At 42.7% G+C, this 16,354-nt stretch carries 15 protein-coding genes and 1 tRNA gene; 7 read left to right on the top strand and 9 right to left on the bottom strand.

Annotated features, from left to right (window positions below):
• Positions 1-690 precede the first annotated feature (690 nt).
• The 3 genes from CWO13_RS00080 to CWO13_RS00070 form a co-directional block, all read right to left on the bottom strand.
• On the bottom strand, positions 691-2,430 hold the full coding sequence (locus CWO13_RS00080; protein ID WP_107898944.1) for an amidohydrolase: 1,740 nt from the start codon (positions 2,428-2,430) through the stop codon (positions 691-693).
• 269 nt (positions 2,431-2,699) lie between these two features.
• The gene (locus tag CWO13_RS00075) at positions 2,700-4,433 is read right to left on the bottom strand and encodes an amidohydrolase (RefSeq protein WP_107898945.1); all 1,734 of its coding nucleotides are present in this window, start codon (positions 4,431-4,433) and stop codon (positions 2,700-2,702) included.
• Between the two features lie 765 nt (positions 4,434-5,198).
• Positions 5,199-5,273, bottom strand: a tRNA-Gly gene (locus CWO13_RS00070).
• 525 nt (positions 5,274-5,798) lie between these two features.
• Here CWO13_RS00070 and CWO13_RS00065 point away from each other — a divergent pair.
• From CWO13_RS00065 to CWO13_RS00040, 6 genes are all read left to right on the top strand, one after another.
• Complete coding sequence (locus CWO13_RS00065; protein ID WP_004731486.1) at positions 5,799-6,962, top strand: threonine/serine exporter family protein; 1,164 nt, start codon at positions 5,799-5,801, stop codon at positions 6,960-6,962.
• Between the two features lie 179 nt (positions 6,963-7,141).
• Positions 7,142-7,480, top strand: coding sequence for a zinc ribbon domain-containing protein YjdM (locus tag CWO13_RS00060; protein WP_004731484.1), 339 nt, complete (start codon positions 7,142-7,144; stop codon positions 7,478-7,480).
• A gap of 135 nt (positions 7,481-7,615) precedes the next feature.
• Positions 7,616-8,038, top strand: coding sequence for an N-acetyltransferase (locus tag CWO13_RS00055; protein WP_108082297.1), 423 nt, complete (start codon positions 7,616-7,618; stop codon positions 8,036-8,038).
• 47 nt (positions 8,039-8,085) lie between these two features.
• Entirely contained in the window at positions 8,086-8,580 is a 495-nt protein-coding gene (locus CWO13_RS00050) for a GNAT family N-acetyltransferase (RefSeq protein WP_107898946.1), read from the top strand.
• 120 nt (positions 8,581-8,700) lie between these two features.
• The gene (locus tag CWO13_RS00045; RefSeq protein WP_102433408.1) at positions 8,701-9,132 is read left to right on the top strand and encodes a GNAT family N-acetyltransferase; all 432 of its coding nucleotides are present in this window, start codon (positions 8,701-8,703) and stop codon (positions 9,130-9,132) included.
• 215 nt (positions 9,133-9,347) lie between these two features.
• Positions 9,348-9,908 (top strand): hypothetical protein, encoded by a 561-nt coding sequence (locus tag CWO13_RS00040; RefSeq protein WP_057623223.1) that lies wholly within the window; start codon positions 9,348-9,350, stop codon positions 9,906-9,908.
• A 113-nt stretch (positions 9,909-10,021) separates the two neighbouring features.
• Here the strand turns inward: CWO13_RS00040 and CWO13_RS00035 are convergent, their stop codons facing one another.
• Positions 10,022-10,633, bottom strand: coding sequence for a LysE family translocator (locus tag CWO13_RS00035; RefSeq protein ID WP_102433399.1), 612 nt, complete (start codon positions 10,631-10,633; stop codon positions 10,022-10,024).
• Positions 10,634-10,735: 102 nt separating this feature from the next.
• Here CWO13_RS00035 and CWO13_RS00030 point away from each other — a divergent pair, with 102 nt between their 5' ends.
• Positions 10,736-11,620, top strand: a complete 885-nt coding sequence (locus CWO13_RS00030; RefSeq protein WP_102478475.1) for a LysR family transcriptional regulator — start codon at positions 10,736-10,738, stop codon at positions 11,618-11,620.
• A 66-nt stretch (positions 11,621-11,686) separates the two neighbouring features.
• Here CWO13_RS00030 and CWO13_RS00025 read toward each other — a convergent pair whose 3' ends face one another.
• From CWO13_RS00025 to CWO13_RS00005, 5 genes are all read right to left on the bottom strand, one after another.
• A complete protein-coding gene (locus tag CWO13_RS00025) occupies positions 11,687-12,631 on the bottom strand; it encodes an ADP-ribosylglycohydrolase family protein (RefSeq protein WP_102478476.1) in 945 nt (314 codons plus the stop codon).
• A gap of 192 nt (positions 12,632-12,823) precedes the next feature.
• Positions 12,824-13,750, bottom strand: a complete 927-nt coding sequence (locus CWO13_RS00020; RefSeq protein WP_048660028.1) for an amino acid ABC transporter permease — start codon at positions 13,748-13,750, stop codon at positions 12,824-12,826.
• 177 nt (positions 13,751-13,927) lie between these two features.
• A complete protein-coding gene (locus CWO13_RS00015) occupies positions 13,928-14,737 on the bottom strand; it encodes a transporter substrate-binding domain-containing protein (protein WP_017093706.1) in 810 nt (269 codons plus the stop codon).
• Between the two features lie 12 nt (positions 14,738-14,749).
• On the bottom strand, positions 14,750-15,547 hold the full coding sequence (locus tag CWO13_RS00010; protein ID WP_102433397.1) for an amino acid ABC transporter permease: 798 nt from the start codon (positions 15,545-15,547) through the stop codon (positions 14,750-14,752).
• Positions 15,547-16,293: an amino acid ABC transporter ATP-binding protein gene (locus tag CWO13_RS00005; RefSeq protein WP_048662590.1), complete on the bottom strand. Its 747-nt coding sequence runs from the start codon at positions 16,291-16,293 to the stop codon at positions 15,547-15,549. Before CWO13_RS00005 ends, CWO13_RS00010 begins: the two co-directional genes overlap by 1 nt.
• Positions 16,294-16,354 lie beyond the last annotated feature (61 nt).

The following is a 16,354-nucleotide window of genomic DNA, read 5'->3' as shown; positions in this document are numbered from 1 at the left end:
TTTTGATTGTAGAATAACTACTTATCGAAAAATTCTGTCTTGTTCTCAAGCTTTTTTCGTACGCCATTTTTGAACACTTACTTACTGTGATTGGTATAAATATCATCGTAGAGGACATGGCGCTAACATTTTGCGCTGTGTTTCTCGTTTTCTCCCGCCTTGTTCTCTAGCCTTTTCCCACGCTATTTCTGAGCACTTACTGTAAGTGGCATCACTCGTGATGTCGTCGTAGAAAGTTTTTTTTGCTTGCTGTCCAATAGGGCCTTTGCCGCAATCATAATGTACTAATGAGTAAGACCATGAAGAACGTTTCTAACGCAAAAATAGTGTAGGGCGCTTGCCTAAGTGTATCGATTTACTGAATATAAAAAGATTTTATATCGGCATATTGAACTGGCATTGGCCTGTTTTGCTTGTTCCTAATATTTTAGTTGTTCATCCACTTTTTCTAATGCAGTCGGTAAAACTCAAACATGAGAAAAGCCAAATATCTCAGATGCTGCAATGGGTTTATTTGTAAGAAGGCAATGGGCAACAGACATGACGCTGGTCAGGTTTAGCTTGATCGCTATTATCATAGTAAAAAAGCCTAGCTCAAGAGCTAGGCTGATGTTTTTAATACAAAATTGGTGTATTGCCACAGGTATACCCTTTTATTGATGTTGAATGAAAAATCACTCAGAACATCAATTAGGCAATGGAAAGCTCTTCTTGTTTAACCGCTGCTTTACCAAGGTGAACGGTTACATTGCCGCCTAGCATGGTAGCGTGGACATGAATATCTTTAACTTCTTGTTTATCTACGCTTAGTACGTCTTTATCCAAGATAGCCAAGTCGGCCAATTTACCGACTTCGATAGATCCTTTCATGTTCTCATGACCCATTAAGTACGCGGCACCTAATGTCACTGCGTGAAGTGCTTCCTCTGCGTTCAAACATTCATCTTCGCCGTACACGTTGTCCGAGAATATACACTGGCGGTTCATGGCTCCCCACATCATAAACAATGGATTAACTTGCGTCACACCGTCATCACAGTGAATAGAGAAAGGCACGCCTTTTTTCACTGAACTCTTAAATGGATTTAAGCGTTTTACTAGCTCAGGGCCCACTGTTTGTTCTGCGTGTACATCGCCCCATACCGGTATATGAGTACCAAATAGGTTATGGCAAATTCCGATTGCTTTCATACGATCCATTTGCGCATCTGTTACCATTTGATTGTGCTCTAAGCAATGGCGTGCATTTGGCATTGGCGTGTCTACTTGTAAGCGTTCAATGATGTTAATGAGCTTCTCGGTGGTGCCATTGCCGTTACAATGAAACGAGATGTTGTAACCGGATTGGTGGAAAGGTAAACATTCTGCAAAAATGGTTTCTTCATCTTTGATAAGTGAACAACTCGGTTTGCCGTTATAGTAAGGAGCATCATCAAGAAGATTGGCGGTGAAGCCTTGAATTGAACCATCAGTACTGACAAATTTCACGCTAGAAACACTAAGACGATCGTTATCCGATGCTTTCATATCTAGCACTTCACTGGTAGAGAAGTTACTCACCAATGGGTAAGCTGTTATGCGTAATTTAAACGCCGGATTTTGGCTTAGCGCTTGATAAAGCGGCCATGGGTTAGTTGGCAATCCCATACCACAATCGGAAACCGAGGTAACGCCTAACGAATGCGCGATATTGGCGTAATCTATTAGCGTTTTCCCTATCGCTGCAGGATCAGTACCGTAGTTAAAAGCACCTTGGTTTAAGGCACGATATAGATCAGGTAGCTCTGCAATGTAACCAGTTAAGCGGCCATTTTCACGCATGACAAATTCAGGGTTATCTTCGAGGCTGTAGCCAACTTGTTCAAGCGCCATTGAGTTAAAGCTCGCTAAGTGACAACTGGCATGCATAAAGAATACGGGTGAATCATCAATCACTGAATCGATAAAATCACGATTAACCACTGAGCCATCGGTCATCAAAAGTGGGTCTAAGCCCCATAGATTTAACCACTCGCCAGTTTTCCCTGCGGCATCATGTTTTGCTTTAAGTTCTTTAAGCAAAGCTTTTAAAGTGTCTTCAGTGCAACACCCTTTTAGTAACTTACCTTCAGCACCAAGGCGATCATATTGACCGCCATATTCGAACATACCGGTAAACAGCGCAGCCATCAGTGGGTGCATGTGTGCTTCAATAAACCCAGGAACAATGGTTTTACCTTTGAACTCTTCATTTAGTGTGTGAACGATAGACTCATTAGCAAGAAAGGTTTCGGCTTGATCTTGGGTGCCAACAAAAAGGATTTTTCCATCTTGTACGACGATGGCTGAAGCCTTAGGTTGTTCCTTATTGACAGTAACAAAGTTACCCGTATATAAAACAGCTTCTTTATTGGCTTCTAGACCCGGATTTAAAAATGGTTGAGTTGTCATTATGTGCTCCACATTACTTAGTGTAGGGGGTAATCAAAATCAATTACCCACTTACTTTGCACATCGGCCACTTTTGGGTCGAGACTTTATAAGTCAATTAAAATTATAAAAAGTAATATTGACGAATCGAGTAGTGATGAAGATAAAAGTTAACTTAAAACAATGAGTTAAACTTATCCTGACGGTTGTGTAAAATTAAAAAGCAGCACCACTAGTGGCACTGCTTATCTATTTTGAATTAATTTTCACAAATTAATACTGGACGAAAGCTAAGCTTCAGCTGTTTGCTTAGCTTCAACCTCTGATGTTTGGTGCACTTGAATATCTCCACCTAGCATAGTGGCGTGCACTTTAATCTCTTTGACTGCCATTTTATCAACGGTTAATGGGTTTTGATCAAGAATGGCTAGATCTGCCAACTTACCCACTTCGATAGAGCCAATCATATCTTCTTGCTCCATCAAATAAGCAGCACCCATCGTCACCGCGTGCAATGCTTGCTCTGCAGTTAGACGCTCTTCTTCTCCGTAGACGTTACCAGAGAAAACACATTGGCGGTTCATTGCCCCCCACATCATGAATAGTGGGTTTACTTGTGTTACCACATCATCACAGTGAATAGAGAAAGGAATACCTTTCTTCACCGATGTTTGGAATGGGTTCATTGTTTTAACGCGCTCTGGACCAACAGTTTGTGTGGCATGAACATCGCCCCAAAATGGAATATGTGTGCCAAACAAGTTATGTAGCACGCCTAACTTCTTCATGCGATCCATCTGCGCTGGCGTTACCATTTGGTTGTGCTCTAGACAGTGACGAACGTTTGGTTGTGGGCACTCTGCTTGCATTTTTTCTATTAAGTCTAGTAACTTAGTTGTACAACCTTCACCATTACAGTGGAAAGAGATGCTGTAACCTAGTTTGTGAGCATAGAAGACGTCAGTCCACATTTTCTCATCGTCAAATTGGAAGTGACCATTTGCTTTGCCGTTATAGTACTTCTCGCCTTCTTCCAATACCGCTGTAAAGCCTTGAATAGAGCCATCAGTGTTTAGGTATTTTGTTTTTGTTGCAAATAGACGATCGTTACTTTGTGCTTTAAAGCCAGCTAGCTCTTCTTCACTAAAGTTTGGGACTAGTGGGTAAGCGGCTAGGCGCGAGCGGAATGCTGGCATTGTCGATAGCGCTTGGTATAGCGGGAATGGGTTATGAGGTAAGCCCATACCGCAATCAGACATCGTCGTTACGCCAAGACGGCTGGTGCTGTCTGCATATGAAATCATCGCTGCAACGGCATCTTCTGCTGTACCTAAGTTAAAACCACCCACTTTTACAGCACGTAAGATATCTGGCATTTCTGCGATTTCACCTGTTAGGCGACCATCCTTGCGAAATACAAATGCTTCGTTATCTTCAAGGCTAAAGCCTGCTTTTTCAATTGCAGCACTGTTAAAAGCCGCTACGTGACAAGATGCGTGCATCACCATCAACGGCGAATCTGAGCAGATTGCATCTAAGAAGTCACGGTCAATAACCACCTCTTCGGTCATTAGAAGTGGGTCTAGCCCCCACATATCAAGCCACTCGCCTTGTTTGCCTGCTGCGTTATGAGCATCAACAAAGCTTTGCATCTTATTGCTCAATTCTTGCTTGGTTAGGCTTGCACTTAATACTTCGCCGCCACCTGCACTGCGTTCAATTTGCCCCACATAACCAAAGCGTGCTGTAAATAATGCAGCTCCTAGCGGGTGCATATGCGCTTCGATAAAACCAGGAACAATGGTTTTACCATTGAATTCGTCATTCAGCGAGAAAGCAATCGATTCGTTAGCAAGGAAAGTTTCTGCTTGATCAACAGTACCAACAAAAAGAATTTTACCACTTTGTACCACGATTGCTGATGCACTTGGTTGTTGTTCATTGACGGTAATGAAATTGCCAGTATAAAGGACAGCTTCGTCGTTGTAGCTCAGACCCGGTTTAAGTTGTGATTGTGTTGTCATTATATGCTCCACATTGGTGTAGGGTTTAATCAAAGTTAACTGCCAGTTCACTTTGCCCCTATGCCCATTCGTGGTCGAGAATTAAGAAATGAAATAAAGATCGGGAAAATGAATAGAAATAATGAAAAATAGTGGCTATCAAAATAAATATAAACTGAAGCCCGCTAGCTACTATAATGGTCATTTATATCAATAGGTTAAGTGGTGTTAAGAATTTGGCGCATCATCTGTATTTACTGTTGCTCTCGCAGAGCGGGGCGATTAAAGAGTTATTTTTTAGTATTAAGTTTATTCAACAAACGATTGGCTAGGGGGCTATTTCATCTTTGTGCGAGTAGCACTGTCTTGAAGTTATAAAAAAAACTCAATCGCAACTTATACTTCAAGAGATAAATGACATCATAAGTCTAAATTCAATTTGCTAGTGCTGCTAGGGCGGAGGTCCCTTAATGGCTGTTTATGGGTTGGGTCGTGTGACCATAATTATTAGCAAAGTCTGTTGAGGTTTCATCGAGTAGGGACGTGCTGATTTTTGGTGGTCGTGTGAGACTGGCGGATGCGTGGTGTTCTAAGTAACACAGGTTTTGGCGAATGTTACTGGTCTGTTCAAGTTAAAAGGCAGTTTATTGTTGCCAATCTGACCCAATTTATTTCGACAAAACATGAATATACAACGGATAAGTTCTGTATTGGCTTTTTTTAAGGTGCTATCTAAAGGGGGGCTATAAAATTATTTATTTGTAAGAGAGAGGAGTCAAGAGGGCTTGGAGCGTGCAGCGGGAATCGAACCCGCATCATCAGCTTGGAAGGCTGAGGTAATAGCCATTATACGATGCACGCACATCGTCTTAACGAGTTTGATAATGCCACATCTAACTGAAAACGAAACCTTTTTCTTTCATTTTTATTCTAAGTGCTCGCATAACCACCACTCCGCTAGTTTTTCCATCATGTTCGGCATTTTCATAGTGAATAAAATGTGACTAAAATCTCGTTAAAAGGAGGGCTAGAAATATTAGTAAATGTCATGCTTATTTCTATGATAAATCTACCTTAATTTATAAACCTGTTTTAGTGGTGCTCAGTTGTCATAAATCTCATGAAAATTAAGGTATTTGGAGTGTTAACATAAACTGATTTTCATGCGTGTTTTGGCGCCCGTTAATAACAATCTAAATGCATAAATTTAACTTATCAGCAGGTCAAAACATTCAGTAAACTAATCCCAAATGAGTAGAGATATAGGCACTTCTAAGCCTTTGCAGAAAAAAGTAACGAGTTCAGTTGATAATTTACGCAAAAGTCTCGTCATTCCGTCTATCGTTTGGTACATTTGCCGCACATTTTGTCTCCCCTAAAATACCCATGCCTTCTCAGTTCCGAATTAACAAAATTGTTGAAATTGGTGACACTCTTCACCGCAGTGGCTGTGCTCCTTACAAGCTAGAGAAATATACTCAATTCTATGCAAAAAAGCATGGTGTTGACGTGATGATCCAAGCAACGCCAACTGCGATTAACTATCAATTTCCAGACGATAACAACGCCGTTATTCTTAAGCGTCTAAAGCCTGCGTCAATTAACCTGAGTTTGTTGGCCAATACGATCATTCGTATTAACCAACCGAGCAGTGAGCCTGTACCAGAGCCTGTCGGTTACTCTAAATTTGTGACTGCACTAGCCAATATGGGGATTCCGCCTGCGTATTTGATGCTGGTGGGCAGTACGTTGGAAGCTGTGGGCTTTTCTGCGTTATTGGGTTTGATGGTTTGGGTCTGTCAGCAAGTTCTTCATTCACGTCGCGCTATCGCGGTTGAGTTCATCTCTGCATTGTTAACGGGTATCTTTGTGGCGTTTCTGGCAAGTACAGGGTTGCCGATTCCGGTGTGGGCGTTGTGTATCGCCTCGATCGTCTTATTTGTACCAGGGTTATCCATAGCCAACGCATTAGAGTGTTTGGCGTTTAACGATCTCGTCTCTGGTACTAGTTTACTAGGGCAGAGTGCGTTAACGCTGATCAAGCTGTTTGTTGGGATTATCATGGGTCTCAATATTGGTGAAGCAATATGGGGACAAGCGGTCTCCATCGACTATACCAATGCGGTACCGATGTGGATGCACATATCAGGCTTGGTGTTGATCTCAGTATCTATCGGTGTGATGTTCAATGCGCGCCCTAAAGACATCTTGCTTGGCTTGCCAGTTGCGGTTCTTGGCATGTGGGGGCCGTTCTACCTCGGTTTTGATAGTGGTTGGGTTGTGGGTACTTGGGTAACCACGGTTCTTATTACTCTGTACGGAACTTGGATTGCCAAGAAGATGGAGCTCACAGGCTCTATTTATATCGTGCAAGGGATCATCATTTTGGTTCCGGGTAGCCGAGTATTAGTGAGTGCCAGCCAGTCGGTGTTTGAACAATCTATTTTGCCTATTCCAAGTATTGGTTTGTCGGCGTTATTCATGTTTTCTGCAATTGTGGCAGGGCAAATCACCGCTTACTCGATTTATTCGCCAAAAGTCGAACGTTAATCGGTTCCGCTTCCTAGGCCTTTAAACAAACACAGCTTAATGGCTGTGTTTGTTCGTTTTAGGTGCTGTTCTTTTCAACGTTAAGTTACGCTACCGAAAATTGGTTCGATTTGTGCTCGCTAAGCCTAACAAGAGTCATTAAAATGGGGACAAATTCTATTTAAATGAAGTATTAACGTATGTCTTTACCTCCTTGTCCGCAATGCCAATCTGAATATGTCTACCCAGACCAAAACAACCTGATCTGCCCTGAGTGTGCCTATGAATGGAATCCAGAAGAAGAGCGTTTAGAAAGAGAAGCCGCGCGTGTTAAGGACGTAAATGGCGTTGTATTGGAAAGTGGCGATAAAGTTACCTTCATTAAAGATCTAAAAATCAAAGGCAGTTCTTCTGTACTGAAAATCGGCACTAAAGCAGTAATCAGACGAATCAATGAAGGCAAAGATCACCAGTTAGATTGCAAGCTGGATGGTGGCGGTGAAATGCTTGTTACGGCGAAGTACGTTAAGAAGCAATAGCGGCCAATGGTATTGATCTATCATTGCCGTTCAATAATTCTGACTGGGACATTGTCGTAAATCTTCAATAGGTTTAAGTCGCTTCTTGGCATACTGGTTAGCCCATTAAACAATATTAATTGCCTGAGAATTAAGATGATTAGAGAGTACAACCCAAATGATATTGAAGCTGTTTTAGATATTTGGTTAACCGCCTCGATAAAGGCCCATGACTTTGTGGCTCCTGAGTTTTGGGAGTCGCAAGTGGCCAATATGCGTGACCTATATATTCCGGCATCAACAACTTACGTGTATCAAGTAGACGGTGAGGTTCGTGGCTTTTATTCGCTTTATGAAGGGATCTTAGCGGCGATCTTTGTCAGTACAGAACATCAAGGCAGTGGTATTGGTAAGCAACTTATCCAACACGCTAAGCTTGAATGTCTGAACTTGTCATTGAATGTGTATAAAGAGAACCAAGCGACGATTCAATTCTACTTGTCCCAAGGATTCTCTATTGTGAATAAACAAGTTGATGAACATACAGGGCATCAAGAATACACCATGCACTTAGCTTAGGCTTGATAGCTCAACCCGAAAGAGCAGTAACTAGGAATCGAAACTATATGGACATGGTCAAAGCTGATATTTCGTACTCAAGTGCCTTTCATCATTATGTGAATGCTTGCTCTGAGGATGGGTTAGTTATTTACACCGGTATTTCTGACAGTAGTGATGCGTATTTAAAAAGGCGAGTCGCTTATTCAAAAGGTGAGGAACTTCCAGAAGGTTGGACGCCTGCTTCTACGTATTTTTGTATCGACTCTGGTCAAATCCTTGGTGTGATAAGAGTTCGTCATGGTACCAGTGAATACATTCATAACGTTATCGGACACATAGGCTACGAGACTTTGCCACAAGCGAGAGGGCAAGGTATCGCAAGTCATATGTTGTCTTGGGTTCAACGTCACGTACTGACCGAAAACGCTATTATTACCTGCGAGTACGGCAATATTGCTTCGCAAAAAGTAATTGAGAAGTGTGGCGGGCAGTTCTTAAATACCTTTTACTCAGAGCAAGATAAACACGAAGTTCTACGCTTTCAACTAAACCCTAAATGAACACTGAAGCATGGCACCTTCCTCATTCTCACTTACTTGTCGTGAGCGAGCTTTTTGGAAATGAAGCCGCTGTTGTTTCTATTCATTGGTTATAGTTCATTGATTATTGTTGGAGATATTTTGAAGTATTCGACAAGACCCGCTCAGTCATCAGATTATGAATTTCTGTTCGAGCTAAAAAAGGCGGCTGAATTTGAGCCAATCAAAGCTGTTTTTGGCTGGGATGAGCAAATTCAACGAGATATACACGCCGAAGAGTGGGTAGAAGAACGGCCTGAAATCATTGAATATCAGGGTAAAGCGATTGGCAGTGTGTTGTTGCAAGACAAAGGTGATAACTTCTACTTTTGCCGATTCTTTCTACTGCCTGAATATCATGGCAAAGGTATTGGCAGCCAAGTTTTAACGGATTGCTTAGCTCAAGCAGCCAAACTCAATAAGCCTGTAGAGTTGTGTTATTTACAAGGTAATCGAGTTGGGGAGTTGTATTTAAGGTTTGGCTTCGAAATCACCTCGCAAAACGATCAGTTTGTCTATATGTGGCGTGAATAGTTTGTAATAATTGAGATTAACTCATTCCTTTAGCCTGTATCTCCATCAGATAGTTGCCTTCATCTGCCAACAGAGGACGTGTAAATATGAGAACTGTCAGCTGAATTATAAAATAATGCTAAATATATCAAGATTTTATCAATCTTTGTTTTCGGTCTGGGATTTTTAATGATAGGGTCGCCGAATAATTATATTGATAAGAATAAAGGCTTTATATGAAACATTTTCTGCCAATGGCTTTGGTAGCTAGCTTAACGGGTTGTATGACGTTACCTCATAATGCGTCGAATACTCTATCTGCTCCTCATGGAGATGGAGCTATTGGTATTACTACGAAGATCATTAAGGTTGGTAGTGTTTATCCGTGTGATACTTTTTCGATTCTAATGTACGAAAAGATTGGTGATGAACTCGCTCAAGAACCGGAGACGTTGAGAATGACAGTCTACGAAGATCTAGAGTACGTATTGTTTGATAATATCAAGCCAGGTAGTTACGTTGTTAAAGAAGCACGCTGCAATGTTCCAAGAGGGATCGTTGTAGACGGATATAAACGTTACCACTCTATCGAAATGTCGAGTGAGTACATGGTTAAACCCAACACATTGACTTTAACTGATGACCTAATCTTTGCTGCTCAGGAAACTGAGAAGGACTTTTATTTCACAGTTGAATCAAGTGAAGAAGTTTCCATTTACCTTGAGGGTCTGCTTGCGGTATCAGATACTATCGGTGAAGGGTGGAATATAGAAACTCCTAAGAGTCAGCAGCTCTAATCGTTCGTTGGCTCTAAAGTATTAGCTGCCTTAAAACTGGTTAACTTAGCTGGAAATTGTAAATAAACTCAATGGAACACTGTATCATTGAGTTTATTAGTTTTAGCTTCTATTTAAGACTTAACCGCCAATAGTGCTCCGAACGTCACTAAGCCAAATCCACACGCTTGATTAAGCCTTTTCTTTGCTCTCAATAGATGCTTTTGCAATGTATTCGAAGTAAACAGCATAGCGACAATTCCAAACCATAAGCCGTGAAGAACGATCATGTAAAGTCCATAGCCGAGTGCGACATGCTGGTTTTCTGCATCAGGTGAGATGATTTGGCTGAAGATGCTCAAGAAGAACAACATGGTTTTTGGGTTGAGCACGTTACATAAAAAGCCTTGGGCTAAATAGCGCCAAACATTGGTGCTTTGTTTTGCATCTTCCATCGGTGCAAGCTTGTTGTCCGCACTCAAGATACCTTTTAGCCCTAGATAAATAAGGTAGGCTGCACCTGTGTATCTGATCATGTCAAACAGCTGCTCATTCTGTGAGATTAAGTAACTGATCCCAAGCATTGAATAACTGATGTGAACACAAATCGCTAAACTCACACCTATTGCAGTCCAAATCCCTGCTTGTCTTCCTTGATTGACACTGTTTTTCAAAACTAAAACGAAATCAGCTCCTGGACTAATAACAATCAATAGTCCCAATACTGCTAGGCTTAACCACTCCATAATGACTCCAACTCTTTATATTTGATGAGCGAGTATTGTATGGTTTTTTATTGCTGCCTATAATCGAAATGAACTCCACCTATCTGTGAGAAAAAATCACACATGAGACATTTGAAAGCATTTCATATTTTCCACATAGCAGCGCATTCGAGCAGTTACAGTGATGCGGCGGATAAACTCAATATCACACATGGCGCAGTGAGTAAGCAGATCAAGGTATTGGAAAATCACTTATCTCACGCCTTGTTCTATAAACAGGGCAGGAATGTGTGTCTCACCAAAGAGGGGGAATTACTCAAAGGTTACACAGAGCAAGCGTTCCAAGCCTTGGAAACTGGAGTCCACAAGCTTAATCAGCTGAATCATCACGCGTTGGAGGTTTCATGCGAACCCACATTGACCATGCGTTGGTTAATGCCTCGACTCGGTGATTTCTATAACGAATCCGGAATTGATGTCCGATTGTCTACCGCAGGTGGACCTGTGACATTAGGCGCAACTGGATTAGATATGGCCATTCGCCGAGACGACTTCAACGTAATCGAGCATTATAAACAGATTCCGTTAGTTGAAGAGTGGGTTGGCCCTGTGTTCTCGCCTGATTACTGGCAACAGGTCAAAGACAAGTTAGCCGATGTAAAATTACTGCACAGCAGCACGCGACCAAACGCTTGGAGCCACTGGGCATCCATCACCAAAGATAGTGAATTTGATAGCCGAATGGTGCCGCAAGCTATTTCAAACCAAACCTTTGCACACTTCTATTTTTGCTTTCAAGCGGCCGTTGATGGGTTAGGAGCGGCTCTTGGCTCTTATCCATTGGTGGTTGATGATTTGAATAGAGGCAACTTAATCGCACCGTTCGGCTTTGTGCCTTCCGGTCATCAGTACATATTGCTCACACAAGATGACAAGCAAGATGAACCAGAAAGCCCGTTTGTGGTTTGGCTAAAGAATGAGTTGTCACAGTGTGTTCCAACCTTATAGGAACGACAGTCTCCGACCTAGAAGTGTGCTTGTCTTATGTCAGACTTTAGTTCGTTATTGTGGGAATCACTCAATCGGCAAAGACAAGACACCACCATTGAGTTCTACTTGGTTTAGCCATTCTGTTGGAATCGCTCCGTCTTCTTCATAGAAGCAAGCCGCTAATACCGCGCCAATCACGATCGCACGACCGCAGCTATCACCGCCACATAAGATGTTATCTCGAATAGCTTGTTTAAAGCTCTGAGCACCCGCAATGATGCGAATTAGTAGTGGGAACGCGGCGCTCAATTCACAATGCAATCCAAATTTCTTTGCAGCCTCAGTGATTGAAAGTTCAGGTTCTGCTAATGCTTCATCGATTTGATCGTGTATAAACTTGCTGCAGGTTTGTCTTACCATTTCTACCGACTGAAGCGGAGAGTTACCCTGTATCGCGGCTTGAATTAATAGAGTGATTGCCTGCGCCCATTCCACGGCTTTGTCGTTGTTGTTGGTCACTCGTACCGCACTCTCTACCATCGCGGGTAAGGTGTGTGAGGTATAAGTACATGCCACTAATGGAATGATCTTTGAGACTGCGGGAAGTTGTGTATCGTCTGCGCCACACGCAGCAATAGAGGCGTCCTCTAGTTCTAATTGATGGATGTTCAACAAGCTCATACGCGTTGCTTTATCAATGTAGCCTTGCCAACTACCACCAAAATCAAACCAGAAACGGAAATGTTTGATGTAACTCGCTTCATCGTATTCTTTATTGTCGACTAAGCTGTCGACCATCGCCAAGAGCTGAGCACCGTATTGCGATTGTTCACCTGCGGTTTTACCTTGGTGCGCAAAGTAGCCCTTGTCTTGGTAATCGAACTGATTCGGTGAGCGAAACTCTGGTTCAAAACCCGCCACGTGTAAGATTCTCTCTTGGTCATACAGCCAGTGCAGCCCCATTGAAGCGGCGTCGCCAACCAAGGCGCCAACAACAGCGTAAAAAGCTCTTTCTTTATGATTGTCCATGTTGAGTGATGTCCTTGAGAAGAATCAACGCAGTTCGATACTTTAAGTATAGTGATTAGGCGAGTATTTTGCTGTGTTTCTAAGAAGAAATATGAAGAGATAAATCCTGATTAGTCAATAGCTTAAACCAATCAGGTGAAATTGATAAGGGCAATGAATAGTCGGGCGAGTCGATACTTTTGATTAATGGTGTTACTGATGGTTAAGGTAGGCGCTAGAACGCTGCTCAATCACTTTGAATAGACGCGAAAGTGCAAAGCACAAAGTAAAATATACGAAGCCAACAATCAGCCAGATCTCGAAGATCAAACCGGAAGAGTTGGCCATCTCAGTACCAACAAAAGTCATCTCTTGGATGGAAATTAGAGACACAATCGACGTGTCTTTAACCAAAGATATTGCTTGGCCAGCCAATGGTGGGGTGATGGCAGTCAATACTTGTGGGCCAACCACAAATCGATACTTAGACAATGCAGACAAGCCAAGTGAATCGGCGGCTTCCCATTGGCCTTTAGGAATACCTTCTAAACCCGCTCGAATCACTTCCGCAATATAAGCCGAAGAGAGCAAACCAATACAAATAACACCAGATGCTAAGTTTTCCCAAAGGTTAGCTGGGCCGAATAGGAAACCTTGAACAGCGTTAATCTCGCCATTATGTTCACGTAAGATACTTTCTAAACCAAGTAATGGAATCAGTTGGTTAGAAACGAAGAAATAGAAGATGAAGACAAACACCAGTGGCGGAATATTTCGAACCAACTGGATAAAAATCAGTGCAGGCGTTCTGAAGAAAGCGATTTTGGAGTGCCTTGCGACGCCAAGTAATGTGCCAAAAGAGAGTGCTAACACCATGCTCCAGACACTCAAGCGCAGTGTGGCGATCAAGCCTTGGAAAAAGTACGGGACGTTACCTTCGGATGGCGGAATAAAAATCAGGGTAAACGCATCTTCCCAGCGCCACTGGTAGTTAATACCAACAGCAGAGCGATAATAAAGCCAGCCTGCAAACACACAAATGACAGCGAGTAACACACCATCTAAAAGAGTAAGGCGTTGATACCAAGGCTTCATATGAACGTTGGGCTTAGGTGTTGTTAATGCGCTAGTACTACTCACGTCATTCCTGTTTAAACATTAATTATTATTGGGTTGTTGCTTGGATCTAAAACGAATCAAATAAAGCTACTTAAAAAGGCTACTTAAATCGTCGATGAGAAGGCAGTGCAAACAGTGCACTGCCTTGATTCAGATTCGACAGATTAGCTCATATTAAAAAGTGAGCTCAACTTCAGATTACTGACCTTGAGCAATTTGATCTTGCCAATCCAGAGTAGAGAACCAGTACTCGTAACGCTCTTTCAACCAACCGTCTTCAGTACGTGCTTTGATCCATTCGTTGAAGAATTCTGCCTTGTCAGTTTCACCTAGGCGAACTGCAAATGCTTCGTTACCTTTGGATAGACGCTCTTCAAATGGAATAAATAGCGTATCTGCGTTTTTAATCGCTTCGTGTTCTGGTTTCGGGCTAGACGCGATAACTGCGTGCGCGTTGCCGTTTAACACTTCTTGGAATGCTTGAGCATCGTCATCGAACTGTAGAACTTTCGCTTTAGGGAAGGTTTCACGAGCCACTTGAACGGTGAACGCACCACGACGAGCGGCAATTTTCACGCGGCGAGAATCAAAATCAGAGATTTGAGTAAAACCTTCCGCTAGCTCTTTATTAGCAGCCAGTTGAACACCAGAGTGCGAGTATGGTTCAGTGAACAGTACGCTTTTAGCTCGCGCTTCAGTAATAGACATACCGCCGATGATCACATCAAACTTCTTCGATAATAGAGAAGGGATAATGCCGTCCCATGCCGTAGGTACAAATTCGACTTTCCAACCTGAATCTTCGGCAAGGCGTTTCGCCACGTCGATTTCAAAGCCAACAAGATCGCCTTGTTTGTTACGCATTGCCCAAGGAACAAATGTCGACATACCAACGCGCAGTGAGCCACGTTCGTTGATTTTATCGAGGTTAGGCGTTTCAGAAGCAAGTGCAGGCAAACTTACGGCAAGCGCAAGTAGGGCTGTAATCGCGGTTTTAAATAGCTTCATGCTGATAAATCCTTATTGTGTTCGCCAGTTAGCTCCGAGCTTATGCTCAAGCCAAGCAGCAACGGAAGAAAGTGAAAGTGTAAGAGCAAGATAAATGATCGCCACAGAGAACCAAATCTCGAATGGCATCGCGGTTTCAGAAACGATGTTTCTGGCTTCGGTTGTCAGGTCGAAAATAGCCATGACACTCACAATCGAAGAGTTTTTAATAAGAGAGATCACTTCATTGGTCAAAGGTGGCAAGGTGCGTTGCACCACCTGAGGAAGAATCACATCCCAGTAAGTATAGGTCTTTGATAAGCCCAAGGATTGAGCTGCTTCAAATTGTCCTCTCGCAATACCATTTAAACCGGCACGAAATATCTCGGCGGTGTAAGCACCTTGGAAAAGTGCCAAGGCTAAAACGGCAGTGCTAAAGCGATCCAGCCCTAATACGGGGCCAAATACAAAATAGAGCAAATAAATTTGTACCAATAACGGAGTATTACGAATCAACTCAACATAGCTGGTGGCTAAGGTGCGTCCGACTACAGAGTTTGAGTTTCTCAATAGCGCTGTCGTTAAACCAATGATCAACGTAGCGACCAAAGAAATCAAAGAGATATTGATGGTAACCAGTAGCCCTTCAACCAGCTCTGCTGGCCACCATTCACCATCTTCATAGAAAGCAATATAGTCCGGCACGCGCTCCCACTGCCAGCTGTATCCCATGGTTTGTGCGCCAGAATCGAGGATCCAGACAACCGCAGCCACGAGCACAATAATTTGTACCAAAGCGGATAGGGCGGGTTTAATAATTCGAAGCAACATCAATAAGTCAGGATCTGATTTAGGAACGCTTGAGTACGTTCATGTTGCGGGTTTTCAAAAAGCGCTTGAGGCGTATTGGATTCCACAATTTGTCCTTCATCCATGAAGATAACACGGTCGGCCACTTGTTTCGCAAAGCCCATTTCATGGGTCACACACACCATGGTGATGCCTTCACTCGCCAGTTCAACCATTACATCGAGCACTTCGTTGATCATCTCCGGATCAAGCGCTGAAGTTGGTTCGTCGAACAAGAGTAATTCCGGCTTCATACATAGAGAACGGGCGATAGCCACGCGTTGTTGCTGACCGCCAGAAAGTTGCACTGGGTATTTGTTGGCTTGTTCTGCGATGTGCACACGCTCGAGATAGTGCATTGCAAGCTTCTCGGCTTCGTGTTTACTTTTTTTAAGCGTACGAATTGGGGACAAAGTTAAGTTCTCAAGCACAGTAAGATGGGGGAATAAATGAAAGTGCTGAAACACCATCCCAACTTGGCCTGGGGTGTTGAATTTGCTCGGAAGTGCTTGATCTAACACAGAAAGCTCGCCACTCTCGAAAGGTTCTAGCTGATTGATACAACGAATCAAGGTTGATTTACCTGAACCTGATGGCCCGCAAATCACCACTATCTCTCCTTGTTCAATATTTAAATCGATATCCTTTAGGGCATGAAAATCACCATACCACTTGTTAAGTGACTTAAACTTAACCATTTCCTTGAGATTGTTCAAATCGTTGTTCATACCTAGTAAAGAGACAGGTTTACCTTACCAATATAGAAATATGATTGCACATAAAATTAGG

It is taken from the genome of Vibrio sp. ZF 223 (assembly GCF_003050585.1).
Taxonomy (GTDB): Bacteria; Pseudomonadota; Gammaproteobacteria; order Enterobacterales; family Vibrionaceae; genus Vibrio; species Vibrio crassostreae.
This window is presented reverse-complemented; position numbering and strand designations above follow the sequence as displayed.

Coding starts and splice junctions, on each gene's coding strand:
- CWO13_RS00040 (WP_057623223.1), top strand. CDS start 9,348: ATGAAACATTTTCTGCCAATGGCTTTGGTAGCTAGCTTAACGGGTTGT.
- CWO13_RS00055 (WP_108082297.1), top strand. CDS start 7,616: ATGATTAGAGAGTACAACCCAAATGATATTGAAGCTGTTTTAGATATT.
- CWO13_RS00080 (WP_107898944.1), bottom strand. CDS start 2,430: ATGACAACTCAACCATTTTTAAATCCGGGTCTAGAAGCCAATAAAGAA.
- CWO13_RS00050 (WP_107898946.1), top strand. CDS start 8,086: ATGGACATGGTCAAAGCTGATATTTCGTACTCAAGTGCCTTTCATCAT.
- CWO13_RS00010 (WP_102433397.1), bottom strand. CDS start 15,547: ATGTTGCTTCGAATTATTAAACCCGCCCTATCCGCTTTGGTACAAATT.
- CWO13_RS00035 (WP_102433399.1), bottom strand. CDS start 10,633: ATGGAGTGGTTAAGCCTAGCAGTATTGGGACTATTGATTGTTATTAGT.
- CWO13_RS00030 (WP_102478475.1), top strand. CDS start 10,736: ATGAGACATTTGAAAGCATTTCATATTTTCCACATAGCAGCGCATTCG.
- CWO13_RS00075 (WP_107898945.1), bottom strand. CDS start 4,433: ATGACAACACAATCACAACTTAAACCGGGTCTGAGCTACAACGACGAA.
- CWO13_RS00005 (WP_048662590.1), bottom strand. CDS start 16,293: ATGAACAACGATTTGAACAATCTCAAGGAAATGGTTAAGTTTAAGTCA.
- CWO13_RS00060 (WP_004731484.1), top strand. CDS start 7,142: ATGTCTTTACCTCCTTGTCCGCAATGCCAATCTGAATATGTCTACCCA.
- CWO13_RS00065 (WP_004731486.1), top strand. CDS start 5,799: ATGCCTTCTCAGTTCCGAATTAACAAAATTGTTGAAATTGGTGACACT.
- CWO13_RS00025 (WP_102478476.1), bottom strand. CDS start 12,631: ATGGACAATCATAAAGAAAGAGCTTTTTACGCTGTTGTTGGCGCCTTG.
- CWO13_RS00015 (WP_017093706.1), bottom strand. CDS start 14,737: ATGAAGCTATTTAAAACCGCGATTACAGCCCTACTTGCGCTTGCCGTA.